Annotated in this window: 18 protein-coding genes; 15 read left to right on the top strand and 3 right to left on the bottom strand. The window is 69.8% G+C overall.

The window, feature by feature from the left end; translation table 11 throughout:
* Positions 1-989 precede the first annotated feature (989 nt).
* The gene (locus ABZ234_RS06590; RefSeq protein WP_355011285.1) at positions 990-1,550 is read left to right on the top strand and encodes a hypothetical protein; all 561 of its coding nucleotides are present in this window, start codon (positions 990-992) and stop codon (positions 1,548-1,550) included.
* Positions 1,551-2,536: 986 nt separating this feature from the next.
* Here ABZ234_RS06590 and ABZ234_RS06585 read toward each other — a convergent pair.
* A complete protein-coding gene (locus ABZ234_RS06585; RefSeq protein ID WP_355011284.1) occupies positions 2,537-3,136 on the bottom strand; it encodes a TetR family transcriptional regulator C-terminal domain-containing protein in 600 nt (199 codons plus the stop codon).
* Positions 3,137-3,376: 240 nt separating this feature from the next.
* Here ABZ234_RS06585 and ABZ234_RS06580 point away from each other — a divergent pair, with 240 nt between their 5' ends.
* From ABZ234_RS06580 to ABZ234_RS06565, 4 genes are read left to right on the top strand one after another with little or no spacing between them, the layout of a single operon-like run.
* Entirely contained in the window at positions 3,377-4,078 is a 702-nt protein-coding gene (locus ABZ234_RS06580) for an ABC transporter ATP-binding protein (RefSeq protein ID WP_355011335.1), read from the top strand.
* Between the two features lie 3 nt (positions 4,079-4,081).
* A complete protein-coding gene (locus ABZ234_RS06575; RefSeq protein WP_355011283.1) occupies positions 4,082-7,036 on the top strand; it encodes an FtsX-like permease family protein in 2,955 nt (984 codons plus the stop codon).
* Complete coding sequence (locus ABZ234_RS06570; protein ID WP_355011282.1) at positions 7,023-8,330, top strand: MFS transporter; 1,308 nt, start codon at positions 7,023-7,025, stop codon at positions 8,328-8,330. The genes ABZ234_RS06575 and ABZ234_RS06570 overlap by 14 nt, the downstream gene beginning before the upstream one ends.
* Positions 8,327-9,370 (top strand): beta-ketoacyl-ACP synthase III, encoded by a 1,044-nt coding sequence (locus ABZ234_RS06565; protein WP_355011281.1) that lies wholly within the window; start codon positions 8,327-8,329, stop codon positions 9,368-9,370. Before ABZ234_RS06570 ends, ABZ234_RS06565 begins: the two co-directional genes overlap by 4 nt.
* Here ABZ234_RS06565 and ABZ234_RS06560 read toward each other — a convergent pair.
* The gene (locus ABZ234_RS06560) at positions 9,359-9,616 is read right to left on the bottom strand and encodes an acyl carrier protein (RefSeq protein ID WP_355011280.1); all 258 of its coding nucleotides are present in this window, start codon (positions 9,614-9,616) and stop codon (positions 9,359-9,361) included. The two genes, ABZ234_RS06565 and ABZ234_RS06560, sit on opposite strands and share 12 nt — an antisense overlap.
* Before the next feature lie 108 nt (positions 9,617-9,724).
* Between ABZ234_RS06560 and ABZ234_RS06555 the strand changes: the two genes are divergently transcribed.
* From ABZ234_RS06555 to ABZ234_RS06515, 9 genes are all read left to right on the top strand, one after another.
* On the top strand, positions 9,725-9,994 hold the full coding sequence (locus ABZ234_RS06555) for a phosphopantetheine-binding protein (RefSeq protein ID WP_355011279.1): 270 nt from the start codon (positions 9,725-9,727) through the stop codon (positions 9,992-9,994).
* Positions 9,991-10,644, top strand: coding sequence for a GNAT family protein (locus ABZ234_RS06550; RefSeq protein WP_355011278.1), 654 nt, complete (start codon positions 9,991-9,993; stop codon positions 10,642-10,644). Before ABZ234_RS06555 ends, ABZ234_RS06550 begins: the two co-directional genes overlap by 4 nt.
* Before the next feature lie 7 nt (positions 10,645-10,651).
* Entirely contained in the window at positions 10,652-11,431 is a 780-nt protein-coding gene (locus tag ABZ234_RS06545; protein WP_355011277.1) for an SDR family NAD(P)-dependent oxidoreductase, read from the top strand.
* The gene (locus ABZ234_RS06540; protein ID WP_355011276.1) at positions 11,428-12,375 is read left to right on the top strand and encodes an ACP S-malonyltransferase; all 948 of its coding nucleotides are present in this window, start codon (positions 11,428-11,430) and stop codon (positions 12,373-12,375) included. The genes ABZ234_RS06545 and ABZ234_RS06540 overlap by 4 nt, the downstream gene beginning before the upstream one ends.
* Positions 12,372-13,334 carry an ACP S-malonyltransferase gene (locus tag ABZ234_RS06535; RefSeq protein ID WP_355011275.1) on the top strand — a complete coding sequence of 321 codons (963 nt, stop codon included), beginning with the start codon at positions 12,372-12,374 and terminating at the stop codon, positions 13,332-13,334. Before ABZ234_RS06540 ends, ABZ234_RS06535 begins: the two co-directional genes overlap by 4 nt.
* Positions 13,331-14,701, top strand: coding sequence for a class I adenylate-forming enzyme family protein (locus ABZ234_RS06530; protein WP_355011274.1), 1,371 nt, complete (start codon positions 13,331-13,333; stop codon positions 14,699-14,701). The genes ABZ234_RS06535 and ABZ234_RS06530 overlap by 4 nt, the downstream gene beginning before the upstream one ends.
* Positions 14,702-15,230: 529 nt before the next feature.
* Positions 15,231-16,598: a radical SAM protein gene (locus ABZ234_RS06525; protein WP_355011273.1), complete on the top strand. Its 1,368-nt coding sequence runs from the start codon at positions 15,231-15,233 to the stop codon at positions 16,596-16,598.
* Positions 16,595-17,581, top strand: coding sequence for a hypothetical protein (locus tag ABZ234_RS06520; RefSeq protein WP_355011272.1), 987 nt, complete (start codon positions 16,595-16,597; stop codon positions 17,579-17,581). Before ABZ234_RS06525 ends, ABZ234_RS06520 begins: the two co-directional genes overlap by 4 nt.
* A 216-nt stretch (positions 17,582-17,797) precedes the next feature.
* The gene (locus ABZ234_RS06515; protein WP_355011271.1) at positions 17,798-18,664 is read left to right on the top strand and encodes a cupin domain-containing protein; all 867 of its coding nucleotides are present in this window, start codon (positions 17,798-17,800) and stop codon (positions 18,662-18,664) included.
* A gap of 178 nt (positions 18,665-18,842) precedes the next feature.
* On the opposite strand, the gene ABZ234_RS06510 is transcribed toward ABZ234_RS06515, so the two are convergent.
* The gene (locus tag ABZ234_RS06510) at positions 18,843-21,674 is read right to left on the bottom strand and encodes a BTAD domain-containing putative transcriptional regulator (protein WP_355011270.1); all 2,832 of its coding nucleotides are present in this window, start codon (positions 21,672-21,674) and stop codon (positions 18,843-18,845) included.
* A gap of 862 nt (positions 21,675-22,536) precedes the next feature.
* On the opposite strand from ABZ234_RS06510, the gene ABZ234_RS06505 reads away from it, so the two are divergent.
* Positions 22,537-24,357 (top strand): BCCT family transporter, encoded by a 1,821-nt coding sequence (locus ABZ234_RS06505; RefSeq protein WP_355011269.1) that lies wholly within the window; start codon positions 22,537-22,539, stop codon positions 24,355-24,357.
* Positions 24,358-24,540 lie beyond the last annotated feature (183 nt).

Genomic DNA, 24,540 nt, shown 5'->3' with positions numbered 1-24,540 from the left:
CATGCGCGCTCCCCAGGGCAAGGCCCCATGCACCCAGCCCACTCACCTCCGGAGCACTTCCTCGCCATGCACCCCAGGACTCCCAGACCCTGAGTCACCCTGCGCTTGCACTCTGACACCCGTCAAGGAATGAATACGGCCTGGTGCCGTTGTGCCCGCTGCTTCCCCGCTCTCTACCATCCAAGCAGGCGCCACCGCCTTGCCCTTCCACTCCAAGGCTGCTCACATCCGAGCAAATAGTGCATATTTCCTTTAGTAGTGCAGAACTCGACCTTCTGCATCAGTTTCAGCGCAAGCATGCCTGCCGAATGAAGTAATCCGGACCACGCCCGCACGTCAGTCCAATAAAAATGATAGGAAACACCATCTACCTTCCACCATCCACGTGTGCTAGCATCCCAGGTGTTAAGCGTAGAACGTTCCGCAGAGGAACGAAGGCCAGATGGGAACGCCATCCCGGAGTTCGGCAGCCCAGGCCCGCGGGTGCGAAGCGCAACCTCTCTGCAAAAATTTTGGATGCCATTCCTGCATGGGCGCAAACCTTCAGATGCTGACCGGGCAGCACCGAGACTTGGTTGCCTTAACTCATGTCCAGGAAACGCAGTTCAAAGCACGATACCTCTGCCCACCTACGAAGCAAGTTCACTGGAGAATGCTTTCAGTCTGCACTTGCAGGAGTAGGACGCAAGGGAGCCATCGGCCTAGATGAGTGTTCTCCAGAACAGCTCTCTTTTCGCGCACAGCTCGCGCTAGGCCTATTTAATACTGGCACTCCAGGGGAACGCCCAGCTTCGTGGAATATCGCACGAACTCACGTATACGCCCCAATCGCTTCCCCCCGGTGGGGGTACTTCATATTTATTGCCCGCCGAGCCCCTATCAATGCCACATACCCCCTCCTCTCTAGTCCAGGAATTGGGGATTCCGGGAATCGACTTCCAGGCTTGCGGCTCATCGGCGAACCAACCCAGTCTCGTGAAACTGTGCTAATGATCCATGAACCCAGCGGCGCAAAATTCGCCATAACAGGCCTGAGCTACTGGAATGCCAAAGAGAAGCCCGAATCTATACACAAGGATGAATCCTGGTGGGGCGGATACCTCTCCCAAGGCGACGCACTGACAGAAAAAGAAGAGGAGGAAATATCTGCCCTACCCAACATGAGCAACGACGCCAGGATCCTACTGGCTGGGCTCACCAGCCGGTACTCCCTCAGAGACCCGGGCAAAAAATGGAAGATTGAGTGGGATAGCCCCCCACAGAAACAGAGTGCAGGAGAAAGGGAAATATGGTCTCGACCGGACGCGGTCAACCGCCGCCTCTGGGGAGAAGGTGATCACTGGGTTATTGAATACAACCAAGGCCCTCACCCCGAATCCCTAAAGGCAGCCCTCACCCACTCCATTGTAGGAATCAAAGGAACATCTTCGAGCACAACAAAAAGCAGTCACATAATTAAACTGGGGACCGCAGCGCTAGAAATCATGAAACCCCCGGTTCGCGATTTCCGCCCTCACAATAAACCCCGAGCGCAGGAGAAAAATGTTTGACTTCTCGGCGCTCGACATTCCCTGGTGGGCCACTTTCATCCTTGCATTCCTATTGGCGCTCGGTGCGATTATTTGCAGCCTGACGAAGATCCTGATGCCATCCAAGTCCGAAGATCGCCTAGCGCTCTGGCGAATATTTATGGATCGGAACGAAATGAGGAAACAAAGCAAAGCAGACGCTGATACGCCAGGGGAACTATAATCCAATGGTCCAACGGACCCGAGGGTAAGGAAACCCCAGGCCGACGGGTGCGAACCCTTTCGCTGACCCGGGGTCGTCGGTGCCGTGCGGCTCCTGGTGCGCTCCCCGACACCGGCTACCGCACCGACACCAAGCAACCACTCCGAGCCAGGGTTCCCCGTAGCAGTGCAGCGGTGGCCTCAGCCAAGTCCGAGAACACTGTCTGGTAGGTGCTCTGGGCGAACGTGCGGCGGCCGGGTTGAAACGGCGATCGCGGGCCTTAGAACATGGCACCTCGAGTCCGGGTCGAATCGAAGCAATCAACCAAGCCGCCATCGTCCTCGGCGACGCATGGGAACTGAGGCCACCGGGAAAACCTCGCTAGAGTCTCCCGGAACGACGCCGTGCTAAGGGTCTCACCCACTCATAGAATCTGGCCGTTCGGGCCGGCCCGCCGCGTACGTTCTCCGGCGTCTGGGCCGAATACACGGGCCCGGCCAACGCCCTCAGCCAGGGCCGGGAAGAGTCGGCCAGGCGGCGCGAAGACCCGGGCAACCCACGCCCGAACCCCGTTCAAGGTTCGCGCAAGGAACGCGCAAGGCCCCGCTGGAAGATTGCTTCCATGCTCGCGAACAGGCGGTAGACCACGGCGTCTCCTGTGCCCGTCCACACGGCCGCAGGTCCCGTGGAGAGAGTGAGGAGTTGCCCTGATGGAGGCCATCCCCCCGGCGCGCTTCGGCGCCCGCCACCTCCGAACCGCCTCAGGACGCCCGGGGGTCGCGCACGCCGAGGACGGTCGGCGGCGTCACCGGGCCAGCCAGGACACCGCGGCCTCGACCGCGGCCAGCTGGCGGTCCGGGCGATCGCCCTCGGACAGCCTCGCGCACCCCGCCCACAGCCCGTCGACGGTCACCAGGAGCAGCTCGGCGGCGGCCTCCGGGTCCTTCACGGAGGACAGCTCGCCCTTGTCGCGTGCGTGCTCCAGGGCCCGCAGGAAGCCGGCGCGGAGCCTGTCGTCCAGCACCGAGAGCACCTCCCCGAACGCGGGATCGACCACGGCGCGCGCATAGAGGACGTTCCAGGCCCGCACCTGGGCCAGCCTCCGCTCGTCGGTGGGCAGCAGATCCACGAGCACCTGTCGCAGGACCTCCGGAAAAGCAGGGCGCCCGACCCCGTCCTGGAAGACCCCGAAGCACGCAGTGATCTCGTCCGCGATCACCTGGAAAGCGAAGTGGAGCAGCTCCTCCTTGGTGCCGAACTCTCTCTGGACCGCACCCGCCGATAACTGCGCCTCCGCTGCGACAGCGCGAATACTGACCCCCTCCACACCCTTCTCGGCGGCGATCCTGTACAGCGCTTCGACGATCCGACGGCGTCTTTCCTCTTTGTCCACAACTTTTGGCATCCGCCCATCATGGCACAGCGGAGCGGATTATCAATACACCCGCAAGAGCACATTGACATCAGGCCCACAGAATCGAATCCACGACGTCACGGAGAGCAAAGTCCGACTGCCACGAGGCCTGTCACCTGCGAGAGCGCCGCTGATACACGCGACAAAGTAATTCACTCCACGACAATGCTCATACCGACCGCGACGACCGCGAGGCGATCTGTGACCACCCCAGTCATTCATGTGAAGGACATAACGAAAACGTACGGAGAGGGACAGGCCGCCTCCTCCGCGCTGAGAAACGTCTCGCTGACCGTCGCCGAAGGCGAATGGGTGTCGATCATGGGTCCCTCAGGGTGCGGGAAGTCGACGTTGCTGAACTGCGCCTCCGGTTTGGACGGTATCGACGGCGGCAAGGTTCTCGTCGAGGGGGAGGACATCCACGCCCTCTCCGAGCGCAAGCGGACCGTCCGGCGCGCGCGCAGGATGGGGTTCGTCTTCCAGGGGTACAACCTGATCCCGGTGCTCTCGGCGCTGGAGAACGTGGAGATGCCGCTCCTCCTGGGCGGGGCCCGCCCCGGCAACGCGCGTTCCAGGGCGCTCGCCGCCCTGGAGCGGGTGGGGCTGGCCGACCGCTCCCGCCACCTCCCCTCGCAGTTGAGCGGCGGCCAGCAGCAGCGGGTGGCGATCGCCCGCGGGATCGTGCACGATCCGGCCATCGTGTGGGCGGACGAGCCGACCGGCGCCCTGGACTCCGCCTCGACCTCGGAGGTGCTGCGCCTGCTGCGCGAGCTGCACGCCGACGGCCTCACGCTGATCATGGTCACGCACGACCCCGACGTGGCCGCCTACGGGGACCGCGAGGTCCACATGGCCGACGGCCGGGTGGACCGCGTCGAGGACAACTCCGCGCGCCCGGCCTCCGGCCCCTCCGACGCCTCGCCGGGGGTGTGACGGATGAGCGACGCACTCACCCTCGTGGTCGCGGTGGCCTCTCCGCTGCTGCTGATCGCCTTGGTGGCGCTCACCCCGCGAGGCCGGCTGAGCGTGCGCATCGCCATGCGCAACGCCTTCCGCCGACCGGCCCAGACCCTTCTCGTTGCGTTGGGCCTGTCCCTCGCCGCCCTGCTGTTCTCCGCCTCCTTCACCCTGGAGGCCGCACTCCACCAGGCGATGCGGGCCCAGCAGACCGCGGACCTGGGCGGGGTCGACGCGGTCGTGACCCCGGTGGAGCCGGACGATCAGGAGGAGCCGGAGGAGTCGGGGGAGTCGGGGGAGGCCGCCGACACCGGGCCGCCCGCCCTGGACTCCGACGACGTCCGCTCCATCGAGGACGCCCTGGACGAGCCCGGCGCCACGGTCTCCTCCCTGCTCAGCCTTCCCGTCCCCGTGGAGCACGGGCGCACCGAGCGCGGCGAACCGGGGCTCACCGTGGTCGGGGCCTCGAACAACGACGACGCGGTCCGGCTCGTGGACTCGTCGGGCGAACCGCTGGCACGCGACGGCCTCCGCGAGGACGACATCCTGCTCAGCGCAGCCGCCTCCCGCGACCTGCGCGCGGAACGGGGGGACGTCCTCACCGTCGCCGGCCGCACCATGCGCGTCGTCGGCGTGTACGAGACCGGCGCCCCTCTGGCGCCTCCCGCCTCCGCGGTCGTGTCCCTGCGCGAGCTCCAGGAGATCGCCGACCTGCCCGGCCGGGTCAACGCCGTCACCCTGGCCTACGACCGCGAGGTCACCTGGGAGGAGCGGGAGGACCCCGTCCACGGCGAACTGTCCTCCCTCGCCCGCGCCAACGACTGGGAGGCCGAGCCCCTGCGCGCCTCCGCGCACGAGAGCGCGGACCGGCTCACGACCGAACTGTCGACCCTGTTCCTGCTGTTCAGCCAGCTGTCCATGGTGGCGGGCGTGCTCCTGATCGTCCTCGTCGTGATGATGCTGGCCGGCGAGCGCCACGCGGAGTTCGGCGTTCTGCGGGCCATGGGCATGAAACGCGGGCGGCTCGCCTTCGTCCTGGCCCTGGAGGGGCTGGGGTACGCGGTCCTGGCGTCCGCGGCCGGAACCCTCCTGGGCTGGGGGGTCGGAGCGGGAGCGTCGCGTGTGCTCAGCGACCGGGTCACGGACCCGGCCCTGCCTCCGCCGCGCCTGGAGTTCGGGTTCGACCCCGTGGCCATGGCCACCGCCTACCTCATCGGCGTGGGCGTCATCGCGGTGGTCTTCGCGCTCGTGGCCCTGCGGGCCTCGAAGGTGGACATCGTCGCGGCGCTGCGCGGGGCCGAGGCGCCGCCCCGGTCCCGGCGCCGGGCCGTGGTCCTGCCGGTCCTGGCCCTGCTCGCCGGACTCGCGACCGCGGCCCTGGGCGTGCGGAACGGGACCGCGACCGAGACGCTCACCGGGCTCACCCTGGTGTTCGGGGCGCTGGGCGCCGGGCTTCCGCGCCTGCGGGTCCCGCAGCGCCTCGCCCACTCCGCGGGGGCGGTGGCGGTCATCGTCCTGTGGTCGCTGCCGAGCGAGCTGTTCGGCGAGACCGGGTCCGGTATCACGATCTTCTTCCTCTCCGGCATCGCCCTGGTCGGCGCGGGCGTCTGGCTGTTCGTGTCCAACGACGACCTCGTGCAGCGGGCCCTGCGGCGCCTCCTGGCGCCGCTGCCGAGGATGACCTCGGTCGTCCCCATCGCGGTGGCCTACTCCGTCCGGAACCGGCTCCGTTCGGGGATGACGATCGCGATGCTGAGCATCGTGGTCCTGACGATCACCCTCAGCGGCTTCGTCACCGCGGCCGTCAACCAGATCTACGCCGACCACCGGTCGGTGACGGGCGGGTTCGACCTCCAGGCGTCCTGGGTCTCCCCGGGCGGGGCGCCTCCGGACCTGCGGAGCGTGTTCGAGGAGAGCCCGCACATCGACACCTCGGAGGTGGGCCGGATCGGCGGGTACGCCGACGTCTCCGTGCGGGCCCGCCAGATCGACGCCGAGGCGGGCGCTGAGGAGGTCGGGGTCTGGGGGGCCGACGAGGACTACCTCCTCGGCAACCGCTACCCGGTCTTCCTCCGGGCCCCGGGTCTGGACTCCTCCGAGGAGGTCTGGGACGAGCTGCGCCGCTCCCCGAACACCGCTGTCGTCTCCGGGACCATGATCCCCAGCGACTCGGCGGCCTTCGTGGGCGGCGGGAGCGACCTGGAGCTGGAGGGCGTGGACGTCCTGGACGAGGAGCTGCCGGGGGACCTGCGCCTGGAGGTGGCCGGTCCCGACGGCGGCACCACCACGCTGCGCGTCATCGGGGTCGTGGACCGCAGCGCCGAGTACCTCGGGGACGTCGTGACCTCGACCGAGGGTCTGGCCAGGATCACCGGTGAGGACGCCTCCCCCACGCACTGGTTCGTCGCCGCCGACGACCGGGAGGAGGTCGGGGAGGTCGCGCTCGCCGCCCGGCGCGCCCTGCTGGACCACGGGGTCACGGTCACGCCGCTCCAGGAGGAGGTGGAGTTCCGCGCCTCCTCCAACGGGGTCGTGCAGTGGCTGCTGATGGCCTTCATGGGCTTCGGGCTCGTCGTCGGGTGCTCGGCCCTGGGCGTGGTGAGCATCAGGTCGATCACCGAGCGCCGCAACCAGATCGGGGTGCTGCGGGCCATCGGCATGCAGCGTTCGGGGATCCGCCGGCTCTTCCTCATCGAGTCGCTGGTGGTCACGGTGAGCGGCATCGCGCTCGGCGTGGGGCTGGGCTTCGCCGTGTCCCCCGGCCTCGTGGACTCGCTGCGGGTCGATCTGCCGGGGGTGACCTACACGGTCCCCGTGGCCGTGCTCGTCGTGATCATCGGGGCCACCCTCGTGTTCTCCACGCTGGTGTCCGTGCTCGCGTCGCGGCGCGCGGGCGACGTCCCACCTGCGGAGGCGCTCCGTGACCGGACCTGAGACCCGGCCGGTCCCCCTGCGCCGCAACCGGTCCTTCCGCATCCTGTGGACCGGCCAGTTCGTCGCGCAGTTCGGCCCCGGGATGGGAGCCGTGGCCTACCCCCTCGTCCTCCTGGACTCGGGGGGCACCCCGGCCCTGGTCGGCACGGTGACCTTCGCCCTGGGGGCCGCCGCCGTCGCGGCCAGGCTGCCCGGCGGAGCCGCGGCCGACCGGTTCGACCGGCGCGCCCTGATGATCGGCGCGCAGGGGTCCCGGGCGCTGGCCATGGGGTTCCTGGTCCTGGTGCTGGTCGTGGTCGGCGACTCCACGCTGCTGCTGTGGGCGGTGGTGGCGGTGGCACTGGTCGACGTGGTGGGGCACGAGGGCTACCGCTTCGCCGAACGGGCGGCGCTGCGGCACATCGTGCCCCCCTCGCAGCTGTCCGCCGCGGTGGGCCAGAACGAGGCGCGCAACCAGATCGCGTCGATCCTCGGTCCGGTCGCGGGCGGGTGGCTGATGGCGGTGTCGCGGGTCCTGCCGTTCGGCGCCGCCGCCGCGGGCCACGCGGTCGCGGCGATCGGGCTGGTGTTCGTCCGGGAGAGGTTGCAGGGTCCCCGCGAGCCGGCGGCGTCCGTGGAGGGACCGCGGCACCGGCGGTGGACGGAGGCGTTCTCCTGGATCGGGGAGCGCCCCCCGCTCCAGGTCCTGCTGCTCGCCGGCGCCGCCCCGAACCTGGTGATCAACGGGGTGATGCTGACGGTCGTCATGGTCGGCGCCGACGCGGGGGTCGGGAGCGCGGCGATCGGCGCCGTGCTGGGCACGGTCGGCCTCGGGGGGATCTGCGGGGCGCTGGGGGCCTCCGCGCTCCTGCGGCGCTTCTCCCCCAGGGCCCTGGTCCTGGTCACCCTCTGGGTGCTCCCCCTCACGGTGGTGGCGGCCATCCCGCTCGTCGACCACTGGAGCGTGGTGTTCCCCCTGGCCGTGGCCGTGGCCATGGCGCCCCTGCTCTCCATCATCCTCGGCACCTACCAGCTGCTGACCACACCCGACCGCCTCCAGGCCCGGGTGGGCAGCGCGTGCACGTTCATCTCCGGGGCGGTGGCGCCGCTCGGTCCGCTGGTGGCCGGGTTCGGCGTGCAGTACACCGGCACCCCTCTGCTGTTCTCGGGTTTCGCCCTGCTCCTGCTCGGCGTGGCCGCGCTCGTCACCGCGCTGCCCGCCACCCGTGAGCTGACCTCCTTCCCCCGGCAGCCGGACCGCCCGGCGGGGAAGTCCTCCGACGAAGCGCCCCCCAGCGCGAAGGAAGCGCCATGAGACCAGATGAGAACATCTCGACCACCTCCGGCAACACCCTGCTGAACAAGGTCCCCGTCGGCATCCTGGGCGTGGGCTCCTACGTGCCCGGGGTGGTCGTCACCAACGAGGACCTGGGCCGCCACCTGGACACGAGCGACGAGTGGATCGTGTCCAGGACGGGCATCCGGGAGCGCCGCTTCCTGCCCGAGGGCGAGAACACGTCCGACATGTGCATGGCCGCGGCCCTGCGCGCCCTGGAGGACTCCGGGACGGGCGCCGACGAGATCGACTGCGTCATCGTCGCGACGTTCACCTTCGACCAGCTGCTCCCCTCCACGGCGCTGACGGTGGCGGACCGGATCGGCGCGCGCGGGGCGGTGTCGCTCGACATGAACCAGGCGGCCTGCTCCGGCGGGCTGTACGGCATGTGGACGGCGGTGCACCTGCTCCAGAACGGCCACTTCCGACGCGTCCTGGTCATCGGGGCCGAGGCCCTGTCCCGCATCACGGACCCGGCGGACCGCACCACCCGGGTGTTCTTCGGGGACGCCGCGGGGGCCGCCGTCCTCGGGCCCGTGGAGGAGGGCAGCGGGGTGCTGTCGTGGAGCCTGGGGGGAACGCTGTCCCACGCGGTGGAGGTTCCCGCCGGGGGCGCGCGCGAGCCGTTCGGGCCGGAGGTGGTCGGCACGGGCCGGCAGTTCCTCCAGATGGACGGGCCCGAGGTGTGGCGGCAGGTCATGACCCAGATCCCCCCGAACCTGGAGGAGACCCTGAAGCTGGCGGGCCTCACCGCGGACGAGATCGACCACTTCGTGTTCCACCAGGCCAACAAGAACCTCGTGACCGGGCTGATGGACGCGCTGGGGCAGCCGATGGACAAGGCCGTGACCACCATCGAGAAGTACGGGAACACGGGCGCCGCGACGATCTTCACCGTGCTGGACCGGTTGAGGGGGGACGGGCGCCCCCGACCCGGCGAACACACGGTGTTCGCCGTGATCGGGGCCGGTTTCCTGTGGGGAAGCATGTGCCTGCGCCAGCAGGGCTCAGGCGTCTAGCGCGGCCCCGTCCCGCCGCGCGTCTCCCCCGCACCGGAGCAGGCCCAGCAGGTCCCCCACACTGCGCAGCCCGTCGAACTCCTCCTCGGACACCTGCGCACCGCACCGTTCCCGGATCAGCAGGCGAATTTCGAACCCGGCGATGGAGTCCACCCCCAGATCCTGGAGGAGTTCATCCCTCCCGGGATGTCCACCCTCACCGTCAACGGCCTCCCGAATGATTTCCAGGACCATTGTCTCCGTCACGACGGATTCCTTTTCCATTGCCCGCTCCAAGCTTTTCCGACCATGAACAGCAATCAGCAGAAGAATACACACCGAGCCAAAGCTCTCCAGAACGACAGGGGTTTGAAAATGCGCACGACCGAGTCCTACGAAAGCGAAGTGAAGAAGGTCTACGTCGAACTCTTCGAGATCGACGCCGCGCCGGAGTCCATCGGCGGCGACGAGGAGCTGTTCGGCCCGCAGTGCATCCACGGCATCGACTCGATGGACGTCCTGCGCTTCCTCGCCGTCCTCCGGAAGCGCTACGGCCTGGACGTCTCGGAGATCGCGACCGAGACCTTCCGCACCCCCGCCTCCATCGCGGCGTTCCTCGCGGGGCGCGAGGGGGGCTCCGAGTGAGGGGCGCCCTGGTCAGCGTGTCCGCGATCGAGGACGACGAGTACCCCCTCGTCGCGCAGTGGTTCCGCAAGGGCCTGGTCGGCGCCCTCAGCACCGGCAGCTCCCAGCGGTTCACCAGCACGTCCGGCATCCGGGCGGCCATCGAGTCGGGGCCCGAGAAGTTCGCCATGGTCCGCACCCACGAGGGCGTCCCGGTCGGCCTGGTGCAGTGGCGCCAGCGCAAGTACCCGGGGAGCTACACCGTCGGCGGCGTCATCGGCGACAGCGAGCTGTGGGACTCCGGGTGCGGCGGAGAGGCGTCCTGGCTGCTGGTCCACGAACTGTTCCACGCGCACAACGCGCACCGGATCGAGTTCATCACGGCCGCCTTCAACGCCCGGGTGATCCGGATGCTGGTCAAATCCGGAATGGTCATCGAAGGGGTCCTCCGCGACTACCTGTTCCTCGACGGCCAGTACCACGACGCGATCGTCACCTCGTACCTGCGGGACGAATACTACGGCGCGGACGAGAGCGGCATGACCGGCGACGCCTTCTTCGGCGACACCGTGCCGGCCGCGGACAAGGACGAGGCCCGCGCGCTGCTGCGGGACTACATGCAGAACCGGCGGTTCGACGACATCACCAGGTCCTACACGAAGGAGCCGTGAGAAGCACATGGAACTCGACTCGAAATTCGCCCTGGTCACGGGCGGCGGCAGCGGCCTCGGCCGCGCGGTGTGCCTGCGCCTGGCCGAACTCGGCGCGGGCGTCGCCGTCGGCTACCTCTCGCGCTCCGAGGTCGCTGAGAAGACCGCCGAGGAGATCCGCGCCTTCGGCGGCACGGCCCAGGCGGTGAAGATCGACGTCCGCGACTACGCGGAGGTCACCGAGGCCGTGCAGGGCCTGGTCCGGGAGCACAAGAGCATCGACATCCTGGTCAACAACGCCGGGATCTGCACCGCGAGCACCATCGTCTCGACCGAGTCCACCGACGGGTGGAACGACGTCATCCAGACCAACCTCGTGGGCGCCTACAACTGCATCAAGGCCTGTGCCCTGCCGATGATGCTCCAGCGGTCCGGCGCCATCGTCAACGTCTCCTCCATCCTCGGCCTCGTCGGCAAGGGCGGACTGAGCGCCTACTGCGCGAGCAAGGCCGGCCTCTCGGGCCTGACCGCCTCCCTGGCCGCCGAGTTCGCCATGCACGGCGTCCGGGTCAACGCGGTCGCCCCCGGCCTCTCGGACGGCACGGGCATGATCCAGGAGTTCCCGCAGGACCAGCTGGAGATCATCGTCAACGAGCGCATCCCCCTGCAGCGTCCCGCCGAGCCGGAGGAGATCGCCGAGGCCGTCGTGTTCCTGGCACGCGAGGGCGCCAGCTACATGACCGGGCAGACCATGGTCGTGGACGGCGGGCTCACGTCGGTGATCCGGGGGATGGCGAAGACCAGATGAGACAGAGGACGGCCGTCCTGTTCAACCCCCAGGTGGCCATGCGCCCCGGGGACTACCGGGACCTGTACGAGGCCCTCCCCCGGGTCCGCCGACGGCTGGAGGACGCCTCCGAGGCGATCGGCGCCGACCTGGTCGGGGCCTTCCACTCCGCCGACGCGGACCTGGTCAACCAGGGTCCGCTCATCCGGCCCATGTCGGTCGCCCTGGGCATCGCCCTGTACGAGTCCCTGCCCGCGCGGCTCAGGGAGGGGGCCGCGTACATGGCCGGGCTCAGCCTGGGGCAGATCACCGCCGCTGCGGCCGCCGGGGCGCTGGAGTTCGCCGACGCCGTCCGCACCGTGCGGACCATGGCCGCCATCGAGGAGGAGGTCTTCGCCGGACGCGACTACGGGAGCACGTTCTGCTACTGCGTGGACCTCCAGGCCGTGTACGCCAAGATCGGGGAGCTCACTGGGCAGGGGTTCGAGGTGGCGCCCTGCGCCGTCACCGGCGACGACCAGATGGTGGTGTCCGGCGAGGGCCGGGCCCTCACCGCCGTCAACGAGCTGGCGGCGGAGACGGGCGGGGTCGGCGTGCGCATCCCGCACGGTCCGCCCGGCCACTCCCCCATGCTGGCGGACGCCGAACGCCGCTTCGCCGCCGAGTGGGGCCAGGCCGACCGGACGCGCGCCCCGGGGGTCCCCCTCATCTGCAACATGGGCGCCCACCCGCTGACCACGGCGCAGGAGGTGCGCGAGGCCCTGATCACCCAGTACACGCGGACCGTGTACTGGGCCGAGGGCATCGAACGCCTCCTCGAGCTGGGAACCACCCGGTTCGTCGTCGTCGGCCCCGGCCACTTCATCGCCAAGTCCTTCACGTTCATCGGCAGGGCGAAGGGGGCGGACGTGGTCCGCTTCGACCAGGCGCCGTCCTTCGTCCGAGAAATGGCGGAGCACCGATGAGCGCGGTCCTCTTCGGCGGAACGGTCCCGCCGCTGCACGCCAAGACCGGCGACTTCCTGGAGACCGACCCCTACGCCCGTGCCCGGCTGGAGGAGGCCGAGGAGGTGCTGGGCGCGGGCATCCTCCCGCGGTTCGCACGTACCTCGGAGTCCTACTCCCGCGAGGCCCGGCAGGCCTACCTGGTCACGTGCGCCGCCCTCGCCGACCGGATCAGGTCGGAGGAGGGGGACGCCCACCTCTGCACGGCGGCGAGCATCGGCCACCTCCCCGCGCTGCACTACGTGGGAGCGCTGTCCTTCGCGGACATGATGCGGGCGGGCGAGGCCGTGGCCGAGGCGGAGGAGGTGTGGAACGCGGCCGACCACGGCAGGGTGTCCCACTTCGTGTACCGGGTCGGGCGCGACCGCCTCGCGGAGCTGCGGTCCCGGGTCGAGTCCGAGGGCGGATGGGCCGAGGTCGCCGGCCACTTCAGCGACACCATCCACCTGCTCAACGTGTCGGCGGAGCACCTGCCCCTCCTCGAACGCGAGGTCAGGGCCGGGGGCGGGGTCTCCGTCCTCACCTTCCCCCAGGCCGAGCACAGTCCGTCCAACGCCGGGCTCCGGGACCGGACGGCCGAGGGCACCGCGGCGTTGCGCTTCCGGGACGCGGGGGTCCCCTTCGTCCGCGGTTCCGACGGCGTCCTGGTGGACAGGGCCGAGGACCTGCGCGACACGCTGGTCCAGGACTGCGTCACCCCGGTCGACTTCCCGCTCGTGGTGGGCCGGCTCCGGGAGCTGGGCGTGCGGCGGGTCCACGTGATCGGTCCCGGCAACCTGTTCGAGCGGCTGACCAGGGACCACTTCGACGTCACGGTCCTGGCGCCCGACGGCCGCGCCCGGGGCCTGACGACGGCCGGCGCGGGCCCGGCCCGGGTGGGCGGCTGGTCCGCGGCATCCCCCGGAAGGAGTCGGACATGACGGGCAGGCTCTTCATCGACGGGGAGGAGGTGTCCGGGCCCCGTCTCGCAGAGGACGCCGGGGCGCTGACGCGGGCGCTGTCCTCCGCCGGTGCGGGCCCCGGGCACGGTGTGGTCCTGGGCCGCGACGACGCCTACACCGCGGTGCTCACGGCCCTGGCCGCCGAGTCCCTGGGGGCGCCAGTGCTCTGCCAGGGCGAACGGTGGCGCCGCATGGGGTGCACCCGGCGCGTGGCCGCCGTCGTTGCGCCCGGGGCGGGTGGTGGTCCGCCGGCCGTCACGGCCGTCGCCGACGACGGCCGGCCGGGGTTCGCCGAGACCACGCACACCCTGCTCTACACCTCCGGGAGCAGCGGTGAGCCCAAGGCAGTGGAGCTGTCGCGCGGTGCGATCGACTACCACCGGCACACGGTGGCCGCCCATGCCGGGGTCGGGTCCGGGGACCGGATGCTGGTGCCGATGTCGCTGCTCAACTCCTACGGGTGGGGTGTGGTCCAGTACTGGCTGGCGCACGGGTTCGCGCTGCACGTGGAGTCGCGGCTGAGCATGGACCGGTTGGCCGGGCTGCTCCGCGGCGGAGCGTTCACCACCCTCGACGGCGTCGGCTCGATGTACGCCGCCCTGCTCGCGGCGGCCCGCGAGGACCGGGACCTGGCCTCCGCCCTGGGCGGCCTGCGGTTCCGGGGGTGCGGCGGGGACGTGCTCCCGGTCTCCCTGGTCGAGGGCTACGTGGACGTGGTCGGCGGCCCGATCCACGACGGGTACGGACTCTCGGAGACGGTCGCGTGGGTCACCCAGTCGGTCCCGGACGACTGGCGGCCGGGCACCGTGGGCCCCCTCGTCAAGGGCTCCTCCGCCCGGATCGACCCGGACACGGGGGAGGTCCACCTCCGCGGCCCGGGCCTGATGGACGGGTACCTGGACGATCCGGGGGCGAACTCCGACGCCTTCACCGGGGACGGGTGGCTGCGCACGGGGGACCGCGGTTCCCTCGCCGGGGACGGCCACCTGACCATCGAGGGCAGGATCAAGGAGTCCCTGGTCGTGCACGGGGAGACCTTCCCCCCGCGGTTCGTCGAGGACGTCATGGCCGCCTGCCCGGCCGTGAGGGAGGCCGCCGTGGTGGGGGTGCCCACCGGGAAGGCCAGGGGCGACCGGCTCGTCGCGTTCGCGGTGGCCGATCCGGGGCACGGCGGGGCGGCGCTCGCCCAGGTGCGCGCGGCGCTGCGCGACCACCTCCCCGTGCACCTGAGGCCGCGGGAGATCCACCTGCTCGACGAGTTCCCCCGCACGAGGACCGACAAGCCCGACCGCCGCGCGCTGCGCTCGTCGGTCACGGCGGGGGAAACACCGGGAACGGCTCGCTGAAAAACCGCGAAGAGTAACACGGGGAACACATAGGACAATAAAAAGGCGAGATACATCAGGAGGAATTACAGAAGCGATATCCCAAGAGCCCCGAAAGCCGAACACGAGAGAGGTCGTTCGGCTTTTTCGACGTACCCGAAAAAGGCCCCCGGACACGAACCGGAAAACACTTCGGAGAGGGTTGACAGGAAAAAATATGGCGTCCTAATATGAGCACTGTTCGCGAACCCGCCCCGCAAAGGCAAAAGCTTCACCCGGGAAAGACAGCGCCGGCCACATTGGACTTCCCGAGTCAATTTCGCTGAATCTCAGAGAGGAATGGTTCCCATGCAGGAGTTCGAGGAGATCATCACCGAGTCCGCCGCTGACGAAGAGGTCTCGTTCATCGACTTCAACTGCTAGCAGGCGTCTCTGGCCCGGCCCGAACGGCCGGCGACCGAAGCACCACGGGCCCCGTGGCGGGGCCGGAAGATCCCGAGACCCCGCCGCGGGGCCCTGCTCGTACGACTCTCCGAACAGAGGATCGACCATGCCCGACAAGGCTCCCGACGGCACGTTCCGTCCCTCCCGATTCAACGTGGTCACCAAGGCCGAGGACATCGGCGCGGTCGTCCTCTACAACTCCATGCGGGGAAGCGTCTTCAAGGTCGGGTCCCCGCTCGGCGAGCGCGTCCACGCCCTGCTCCACAACCGCAAGAGCGTGCTCTCCCAACCGGATCCGGACTCGGAGGAGAGGGTCCTGTTCGACACGCTGGTGGCCAAGGGCTTCCTCGTCTCCTCCTCCCACGACGAACTGGCCGCCGCCGACGACCTGCGCGACCGGCGCAAGAACCGGACCGACCGCCTGGAACTGATCATCATGCCGACGGAGGCGTGCAACTTCCGCTGCACCTACTGCTACGAGGACTTCGCGCTGGGCCGCATGGCGACCCATGTGCGCGAGGGCGTCAAGGCCCTGGTCAGGCGCTACCGCCGTGAACACGGCATCGAGAAGCTCACCGTCTCCTGGTTCGGCGGCGAACCGCTCGTCGCCTTCGACGTGATCGAGGAGCTCAGCACGTTCTTCCTCGACTTCTGCGCCGAGGAGGGGGTCGAGTACAGCGCGGGCATCACCACCAACGGCCTGCTCCTGACCCCCGAGGTGGCGGCCCGCTGCATCGAACTCGGCATCAGCAGCTACCAGATCACCCTGGACGGGCCGGCGCACACCCACGACTCCTCGCGCTTCCTCATGGGCGGCGGCAAGACCTTCGACGAGATCGTCGCCAACCTGACGGAGATGTCGCGCACGGACAAGGTCTTCCGCGCCCTCATCCGCACGAACTTCACCGAGGAGAACAGCGTCCACGTGCCCGAGCTCATCGAAGAGATGAGCCGGCTGTACGCGCACGACAAACGGTTCCGGGTCATCTACCGGCCGGTCGGCGACTGGGGCGGCCCCCAGGGCGAGGACTCGGAGGCCTTCTCCGGCAAGCAGGCGGAGATGACCAAGCTCGGCCTGTGCACGAGCGCCTTGGACGCGGGCCTGGACCCCGCCGACGACGTGTTCCTGAAGCCGAACGGATCCGTCTGCTACGCCGCCTCGCCGTGGTCCTTCGTGATCCGACCCAACGGCCTGGTCAACAAGTGCACCGTGGCCCTGCGCGACCCGCGCAACGCGGTGGGACAGCTCGGCGCCGACGGCGACCTGGGTCTGGACCCGGAGCTGATGAGCCTGTGGGTGGACAACGACGACGCCAAGGACTCCGGCTGCCGCTCGTGCTTCTTCCGGCCCTCCTGCCAGGGCGCGCACTGCCCCCTCGTGCGCATCCAGGAGGGTGAGCGTCCCTGCCCGCCCCAGAAGGTCTGGATCGGTCCCACCATCACGACCGTGGCCGCCGGCAGGGGGGCCCGATGACCGGACGGGCCGGCATCGCGGTGGACGACGACAGCACCTGGTGCGCCTGGACCACGGCGGGGGGCCTGGTCCGCGCCATGGAGCTGGGGGCCGACCGCTCCGGGGAGATCGTCGACGCGGGACGGGGGACCGCCGTTCACGCCGGGTCCGGGACGGGACGCTTCCTGGTCCACGACGGGGAGGACGTCCGGTCGTGGAGCCCGGACGCGGGGACCCGGAGCGTGTGCTCGGCCGAACCCGGCTCACTGCTCCTCGAACCCGGGGGAGCCGCCGGCCACGAGGCCACCCTCGTCGCCGCCGCCTCGGAGTCGGAACTGGCGCTGCTCTCGGCGGCCGGGACCGTGTCGTCCCAGCGGCTCGGCGCCCCTCCCCTGGTCCTGGCCTGGCAGCACCGCCGCCGCCGGATCCTGTGCGTTCTCGCGGACGGCACCGTCCACAAGCTCGACCCCCGCACGGCGCGGACCGACACCTCGTCCCTGTCCTTCACGGGCAACCACCGGCTGGCGTGCTACGACGAGGTGCTCGGCGGGGTCTGGTCCGTCCCCGAGCAGTCACCCGACACCGCGCACTTCCACCGGACCGAGGCCGACCGGCCCGGCACCCTCTACACGCTGGGGCTCGGCACGGTCCCGGCGGCGATCCGCTCCTCGCACAGCGGTGAATGGCTGATCGCCGCGGCCCCCGGGCGGCCCACCATGCTCACCAACGTCAACAGCGGGCGCTCCTTCACCGTTCCGGGCGAACTGGCCTCGCGGGGGGCGCCCGGCGTGTTCTCCTTCGACAACCGGCTGGTGAGCGTCGAGGGCGATGCCTTCGAGGTCCTCCCCGTGCCGGCCCGCGCCGACGTCCGGTCGCGTGACGGCTCCCTCCCCATCGAGACGTTCTGGTCGGCGCCGCCGCAGATGCACCGCGCCACCAGGCGGCCCAAGGAGGAGCGCCCCCGGGGAAAGGGGGGAGGGACACGTGTCGGCGCCGTTTCCTGACCCGCCGCTCCGCGGAGGCCCCCGGGAACCGGACGCCCAGGCCGTCGGCCGCGGAGAAGGAGGCCCCCTCCCCCGCGGCCGACAGCGGTCACGCCCCGTCAGGGCCCGGGCCGGATCCCCCGCCCCCTTCCGTGACCGGCGAACCACGACCCCCGCGCCCGACGCCCCGCCGAGGTCGACGCCGGGGCTCGTCCGACCCTTCCACTGGAGAACCGCATGACACCCACGACAACCACCGATCGGCAGGAACTCAGGGGCCACGGCGCCACCCTGGGCCGCCTGGTCGGTGACACCGACGCCTTCCTCGAACACTGGGAACGCGCACCCGCGGTCGCGGAGGCGTCCGCGGACGTGGCGCGGGCCTTCCCCCTGGACAGGGCCTTCTCCCTGCTGGGGACCCCGGGCCTTCCCGTCTCGTGCTTCCGGCTGCTCCGGGACGGCGCGCCGGTACCGCAGCAGGAGTACTCCGCGGCCCGTGAGCGCCCCGGCCCCGGCCGGGAGCCCTTCGCGGACGGTGCGGCCCTGCTGAAGGCCTACGAGGACGGCGCGACGATCATCTTCGAGGAGGTGCGCCTGCTCGTGCCCGAGGTGGGCGCGCTGGCCTCCGGCCTCGAGGAGGACCTGGGGTTCGGGATCTACTGCGCGGCCTTCCTGACCCCCGCGGGGAACTCGGGTGCGCGCCCGCACTACGACCTGGCCAGCGGCCTCCTGTGCCAGACCCACGGATCCAAGGTCTGGTCGGTCGGCGACCCCTCCGAGCGGTGGCCGGCCACGCCCTGCGGCGACGCCCGGCCCGAGTTCGACCCCGTGCTGGAGACGGTCCTGCGGCCGGGGCAGACCCTCTACATCCCCCGCGGCCATCCGCACGCCGGGGCCGCGACGGACGAGCCGTCGCTGCACGTGTCGTTCGCGATCAGACCCCGGACGTGGAGGGACGTCCTCCAGTCGTACATCAGGCTCGGGGGGACGCCGGAGCCCCTGCGGGAGCTCCTGCCCCTCGACCACCCCGGACGCTCCGCCGAGGACCTGGCGGCCGAGGCCGTCGACCGGCTGCGCGAGGCGCTGCGGTCCCCGGCGGACTGACCGCGCCGCCGGAGGTGGCGGTGGGCCCCCTGTGCAGCGACGACACGTTCGGCGGCGGCTCCGAGCAGCGGCGGCCCCGGGCCCGTGCCCGGGCCGGGGCCGGGGCCGTCGCACCGTGTCCGGCCGGCCCTGCGGGTCCCGCCGGGCCGCGGGGGGCGGCCCCCGTGGACCGGGAGGATCACCGCAGCTCGCGGAGCCTCTCCTCGATCTCCAGCACCTGTTCCGTGCGGTGCTGTTCGCGGTAGAGCTTCAGCGCCTGTGTCCAGGCCTCGCGTGCGGGGCCCGGTTCGCCGAGGGCCAGGTGCGCCTTCGCCAGGCCGCTGAGGGTGTTCGCCTCCTCGTAGGAGTCCCGCAGGACGCGGTGCACCGGAAGGGATTCGTGGTAGTGCTCGACGGCTTCTTCGTGGCGGCCCGCCCGGGTGGCGATGTAGCCCAGGCTGTCCAGGCAGGCCGCCTCCCCCACCTTGTAGCCGAGGTCGCGGCTGGCCTTGAGCGCGTCCTGGCAGTGGGACCGGGCACTCTCGTAATGGCCGAACTGGGCCAGGGTCCAGCCCAGGTTGTTGAGCGCACTGGTCTCCCACGTGGCGTTGCCGACACGGCGATAGAGCTCCAGGGAGCGTTCCGCGTTCTCCAGCGCCATCTCCTCGTCGCGGATGTGCAGCCCGAAGCGTGTGTAGATCTGGTGCGTGTGGGCCTGGTTGAGCAGGTCCCCGGACTCCTCGAACTGGGCGACGGCCCGCGCGAGGTGCTCCAAGGGCTCCTCCCCCCGGTGGTCCGCCTGGATGAGGGCGGTCGCCAGGCCCCGGTGGGCCATCGCCCGCAGGGTCGGGGCGTCCGGGCCCTCGACCCTGGTGGCCGCGTCCAGGCCGACACGCCTGTTGCCGACGAAGTCGTCGACGTCCCCCCAGCGCCGCAGGAAGGTGTGCGTGTCCCATGCGAGCCGCCACACCTCGCGGTGGAGGCCGAGGTCCTGTGCGAGGCGCATGACGGCGGGCAGCAGGGAGCGCTCGGTGGTGAACCACGCCAGTGCGTCGGCCTCCCCCGTCAGCCCGTAGGCGGTCGCGCGCTCCTCGGTCGGCTCCACGACCGCGTCCGACAGGATCTCCTGGGGCGCCAGCAGGTGCTTCCCGAGAGCCGCGGTGCGGACGAAGAAGTCGACCAGCGCGGACAGGCCCTCGCGGCGTTCCTCCTCGGACCGGTCCTGTTCGGTCCGCTCCCTGCCGTGGAGGCGGACGAGGTCGTGGAGTTGGTAGCGTCCGGGCATCGGCTGCTCGACGAGATGGGCCGACCCCAGGGTGCGCAGCAGCTGCCTGGTCCGGGCGGGTGTGAGCCCGGCGAGCGCCGCCGCGGCCGGAACCCCCATGTCCTGCGCCGGCGCCGCGCTGAGCAGGCCCAGCAGCCGTGCCGCGGGTTCGGGGAGGGCCCGGTAGGAGGCGTCGAGGACGCTGCGCAGGGACGTGGCGAAATCGCCCGTGTCCAGGGCGTCGAGCGTGCTCTCGGCCTCCCTCAGCTCGGAGGCGAGTTCGGCGAGCGGCAGGTGGGGGCTGCCGGCGGCGTGGGCGGCGGTGATGGACAGGGCGAGGGGCAGCCGCCCGCAGCCGGCGACGATGGTGTCCACCGCCTCCGGTTCCCTGGCCACGCGGCGCTCCCCGACACGGGCCGTCAGCAGTTGGCGCGCCTCGGCGGAGGTGAGCGGGTCGAGGGCGACGACGCGGACGCCCCCGGTGGTGAGCAGGCCGCTGAGCCGCTCGCGGCTGGTGACCACGACGGTGCAGGAGGCCGACCCGGGGATCAGGGGGCGGACCTGTTCGGCGTCGCGTGCGTTGTCCAGCAGGATCAGCATCCGTTTGTGGGCGACGATGCTGCGGTAGAGGCCGAACCTCGCCTCGGCGCTGGACGGGACGGCCTGCTGGTCCACCCCGAGGGCCGTGAGGAAGTCGTGGACGGCGGTCTGCGGTTTCGTGGCGGGCGCGCTCGGGGCGAAGCCGTGCAGGTTCACGTACAGCTGGCCGTCGGGGAAACGGTCGAGGTTGTCGTGCGCCCAGCGCAGCGCCAGCGAGGTCTTGCCGACCCCGCCGAGACCGCAGACCACGGTGACCGGCAGCGCACCGGGGGCCTGCGTGTCGTCGAGGAAGGCCATCTCCCGCCGACGCCCGGCCAGCAGCGGTGGAGGAGGCGGCAACTGCATGGGCAGGGGCGGGGGTGCCGGAGCCGGCCGTGCATCGGGGTCCGGCGCGGACGCGTCCGACACGTCGTGCGCGTCCAGGGCCGGGTCCGCGTGCAGGATCTTGCGGTGCAGTTCCTTGAGCTCCGCGCCGGGGTCGGTCCCCATCGCCTCGGAGAGCATCCTCCTGATGCGCTCGTAGTGTTCCAGCGCCTGCGCGGCGCGCCCCTCCCGGTACAGGGTGAGCATGAGCTGGCCGACCAGGCGCTCGTCGAGCGGGTGCCGCTGTGCGAGGTCGGAGAGGTCGCCCAGGAGTTCGGCCTGCATTCCGTGGCGGAGGAGCAGGTCGTTGCGGTCCAATTCGGCCCGGAAGCGTTCGAGCCGGAGCCTTTCCCGGAGCTCGTTGACCCACGTACTGTCCAGGGTCCCGAACGCGTCGGCCCGCCAAAGGCGCAGCGCCTCCTCGAACAGGGCCAGGGCGGATTCTCCGTTCGCCGAATTGCGCGCCCTCGCGACAATCTCACGGAAACGGTACAGGTCGATTACGGAAGTGGCATCGTCGTCGAGTTTGAGGATGTAGCCGCCGGGCCGCCGATCGACCGTGATCCCGTCGACCGCGCCCAGTGCGGAGCGGAGCCGCGAGACGTAGCTGTACAGCGAGGAGCGGGCCCCGTCGGGAGGGCGTGGGCCCCAGACCCGGTCGATGAGCTGGTCGACCGTGACCAGGCGGTCGGCGTCGACCAGCAGCCCGACGAACACGAATTGCCGCCTCATGTGCCCGAGATCGACGGGGCGCCCGTCGATCCGCATCTCAATGTCGCCGAGTACAGAGATCTCGACCGTCAACGCCACTCCCGGACTGGAACGAAAGGGGACGACACATACCCGTGGTACGCGGGAGCACAGCAGTACCTTGGACCCCAGGAGTGTACTCCCGGAAGAACGTTCCAAAACCCTTTGCGGAAGGCACTTTTTCCACGGATTCCCTGGCGGGGATTGATCGTGGTTCCCAGCGAACAGGCCGACCGCCGCGGCCATGGCCCGACCAGCAGAAAGGGTCACCGGTGAGAAAATCCCAAGGTGTCCTTTGATCCGATGACCGGCCGTTCTCTTCGGGGAGGACGTGGCCGTCTCCCGGTACAACCGCACCACCTGCGTGCGGATATCGACCCCGCTGTCGGCGGGCTTGCCGTTGTCCGGTGACCCGCAGCCGAAATCCCGTCGCGCAGAGCGAAGTTCTCGTGCGGGCCTTCCCCACCGAATGCCCCGCTTGCTTCTCGGAGCCGGTCGAAGGCGGAGGCGTCGTCAGGTTTTGGGTTCATGCTTCCACCTCCCCGCGTGATCCCGCGGTGGCCGTGCGTCCCCGTCGGGGCGACAGGACCACCGACACGTTCGGGTGGACGGGCGAGGTGCCCGCGCCCGCCCGCCGGCACCGCCCCGGCACCCCGACACACGGCACCAGGAGTCGGGGCTCCCTGCGCCACGATCGACGCAACAGCGCGTACACGCCACTGCGCGTCGGGTGACCCTGGCCGCACCGTCGTCGTTAGGGTGTGCACAGATCTCCGGACGTTCCGGTTCTTCTCGGTCGATGACCCCTGTGTCGGAGACCTCCATCTTTTCGGGCTCGGGCATGCCGAACAACGCTCAGGCGGGGTAGGAGACACATCCGGCTTCGATACAAGCCTTGGTTCAAAGAAAGGATCACATGCTGACCCGTCTGCACGACGTCCTACGGTTGCGGACCTCGCCGCCGATTTTTTTCGGCTCGGCCGGTGTGATCATCGCGTTCGTACTCGTCACGATCGTCTTCACCGACCCGCTGGACGCAGCCGTCACCGTCGCCTCGGAGTGGCTGTACACCAACCTGGGCTGGTTCTACATCCTCGGCCTCACCCTTTTCCTGGTTTTCCTGATCTATATCGCCCTCGGCAGATTCGGGCGGGTGAAACTGGGCCCCCACGACGAGGTTCCCGAGCACTCCGGACCGGCCTGGTTCGCCATGCTCTTCGCCGCGGGCATCGGCAGCATCCTGATGTTCTGGGGGGTGGCCGAACCCATCAGCCATTTCGGCGATCCGCCCCGGGGACCCTCTCTGGGTATCGAACCGGGAACAGCAGATGCCGCCGCTGATGCCATGAACTTCACGTTCTACCATTTCACCCTGCACACCTGGACGATCTTCACCCTGCCGGCCCTGTGCTTCGCCTACTTCATCCACAAGCGGAATCTGCCGCCGCGTGTCAGCTCGATCTTCCAGCCGATTCTCGGCGAGCGGATCCACGGGCCCATCGGCGTCTTCATCGACGTCGTGTCCATCGTCGGCACGGTCTTCGGCGTCGCGGTCTCCCTCGGCCTGGGCGCCCTGCAGATCAACAGCGGGATCCACCGCGTGCTGGGCGTCCCGGAGAGCGCCGTCTGGCAACTGGTCATCATCGGCGTCGTCGGCGGGGTCGCGATGATCTCCGTCGCGTTGGGCCTGGACCGCGGTATCAAGGTCCTGTCCAACGTGAACATCTGGATGGCCGTGGGCGTACTGGCGTTCATCCTGTTCACAGGTTCCACCCTCTTCGTGCTCCGGGGCACCATCGAGTCACTGGGCCGTTACGTGATGAACCTGCCCGAGTTGGCCCTGTGGAACGACACCTTCGCCAACACCGGATGGCAGACCGAATGGACGGTGTTCTACTGGGCCTGGACGATCAGCTGGTCGCCGTTCGTGGGGATCTTCATCGCCCGGATCTCCAAGGGCCGCACCATCCGCCAGTTCGTCTCCGGGGTCCTGCTCGTTCCGGCCGGCTTCTCGGTGCTGTGGTTCGGCGTCTTCGGGTTCTCCGCCTTCGACATCGAGCTCAACCGCGGGGGCGGCCTGGTCGAAAGCGTCGTGGAACAGGGAGACGTCCCCGGGGCGCTGTTCGCGTTCCTGGAGCACTACCCGGCCCCGACGCTCCTCTCGGTCGTCGCCATCATCCTGGTGGTGGTCTTCTTCATCACCTCGGTGGACTCCGCGGCACTGGTGACCGACACGATGGCCAACGGCCACGAGGACTTCAACCCGCTGGGTCAGCGCATCTTCTGGGCCGTCGCCATCGCCGTGGTGACCGCCACCCTGCTGGTGTTCTCCGGGTCCGGCGGGCTGGAGGCGCTCGAGAAGATCATCGTCCTCGTCGGCCTCCCGTTCTTCGTGATGGGCTACTTCCAGATGTACGCCATGCATCGGGCCCTGCGGGAGGACGCCGGAGAACTCCCGGCGATGCGGACACGCACGTGGAAGAAGGTCCTGCCCCCGGAGGAGTACGAACGCCGCCAGGACGAGGACGAGCACGACACCTCGGAAACCGTCGTCGAGCCCGAAGCCCTCGATGAACCGCCCGTGCTGCGCGATCCCTACGTCGACCAGGACCATCCGACCGGGACACCCGGCACGCTGCCGGCACGCACCGGTTCGGCGAAGCTCCCCGGCCGCCGGTCGAAACGAACCACCCGGCCGCCGCAGTCCGACCGCCAGGACCGGGAGGACCCCGAGTAGACGGGGGCTCCGGAGGCCCTCCCGCGCCGGGTGTGAGGTGCCGTCCCCGCCGCGTTCACCAGCAGCGAGGACGGCAGGGCCTCGACCGTCTCGCGTAGTTCGGGTGTCCAATCAGGTTCCACCCCGAACTGCTGCCAGACGCTTTCCTTGCGGCCTTGGCCCTCTCCTCACGCCCGGGCAAGG

Origin of the sequence: Nocardiopsis sp. NPDC006198 (assembly GCF_040613895.1) — a bacterium.
In the GTDB taxonomy this organism is placed as follows: domain Bacteria; phylum Actinomycetota; class Actinomycetes; order Streptosporangiales; family Streptosporangiaceae; genus Nocardiopsis; species Nocardiopsis tropica.
Note: the sequence above shows the minus strand (reverse complement) of the source record. Positions and strands in the feature narration are given on the sequence as shown.

Bases quoted from the DNA above. Each gene is read 5' to 3' on its own strand.
- ABZ234_RS06545 (WP_355011277.1), top strand. From the start codon at position 10,652: ATGGAACTCGACTCGAAATTCGCCCTGGTCACGGGCGGCGGCAGCGGC.
- ABZ234_RS06530 (WP_355011274.1), top strand. From the start codon at position 13,331: ATGACGGGCAGGCTCTTCATCGACGGGGAGGAGGTGTCCGGGCCCCGT.
- ABZ234_RS06525 (WP_355011273.1), top strand. From the start codon at position 15,231: ATGCCCGACAAGGCTCCCGACGGCACGTTCCGTCCCTCCCGATTCAAC.
- ABZ234_RS06540 (WP_355011276.1), top strand. From the start codon at position 11,428: ATGAGACAGAGGACGGCCGTCCTGTTCAACCCCCAGGTGGCCATGCGC.
- ABZ234_RS06535 (WP_355011275.1), top strand. From the start codon at position 12,372: ATGAGCGCGGTCCTCTTCGGCGGAACGGTCCCGCCGCTGCACGCCAAG.
- ABZ234_RS06565 (WP_355011281.1), top strand. From the start codon at position 8,327: ATGAGACCAGATGAGAACATCTCGACCACCTCCGGCAACACCCTGCTG.
- ABZ234_RS06520 (WP_355011272.1), top strand. From the start codon at position 16,595: ATGACCGGACGGGCCGGCATCGCGGTGGACGACGACAGCACCTGGTGC.
- ABZ234_RS06575 (WP_355011283.1), top strand. From the start codon at position 4,082: ATGAGCGACGCACTCACCCTCGTGGTCGCGGTGGCCTCTCCGCTGCTG.
- ABZ234_RS06515 (WP_355011271.1), top strand. From the start codon at position 17,798: ATGACACCCACGACAACCACCGATCGGCAGGAACTCAGGGGCCACGGC.
- ABZ234_RS06590 (WP_355011285.1), top strand. From the start codon at position 990: ATGATCCATGAACCCAGCGGCGCAAAATTCGCCATAACAGGCCTGAGC.
- ABZ234_RS06555 (WP_355011279.1), top strand. From the start codon at position 9,725: ATGCGCACGACCGAGTCCTACGAAAGCGAAGTGAAGAAGGTCTACGTC.
- ABZ234_RS06585 (WP_355011284.1), bottom strand. From the start codon at position 3,136: ATGCCAAAAGTTGTGGACAAAGAGGAAAGACGCCGTCGGATCGTCGAA.
- ABZ234_RS06505 (WP_355011269.1), top strand. From the start codon at position 22,537: ATGCTGACCCGTCTGCACGACGTCCTACGGTTGCGGACCTCGCCGCCG.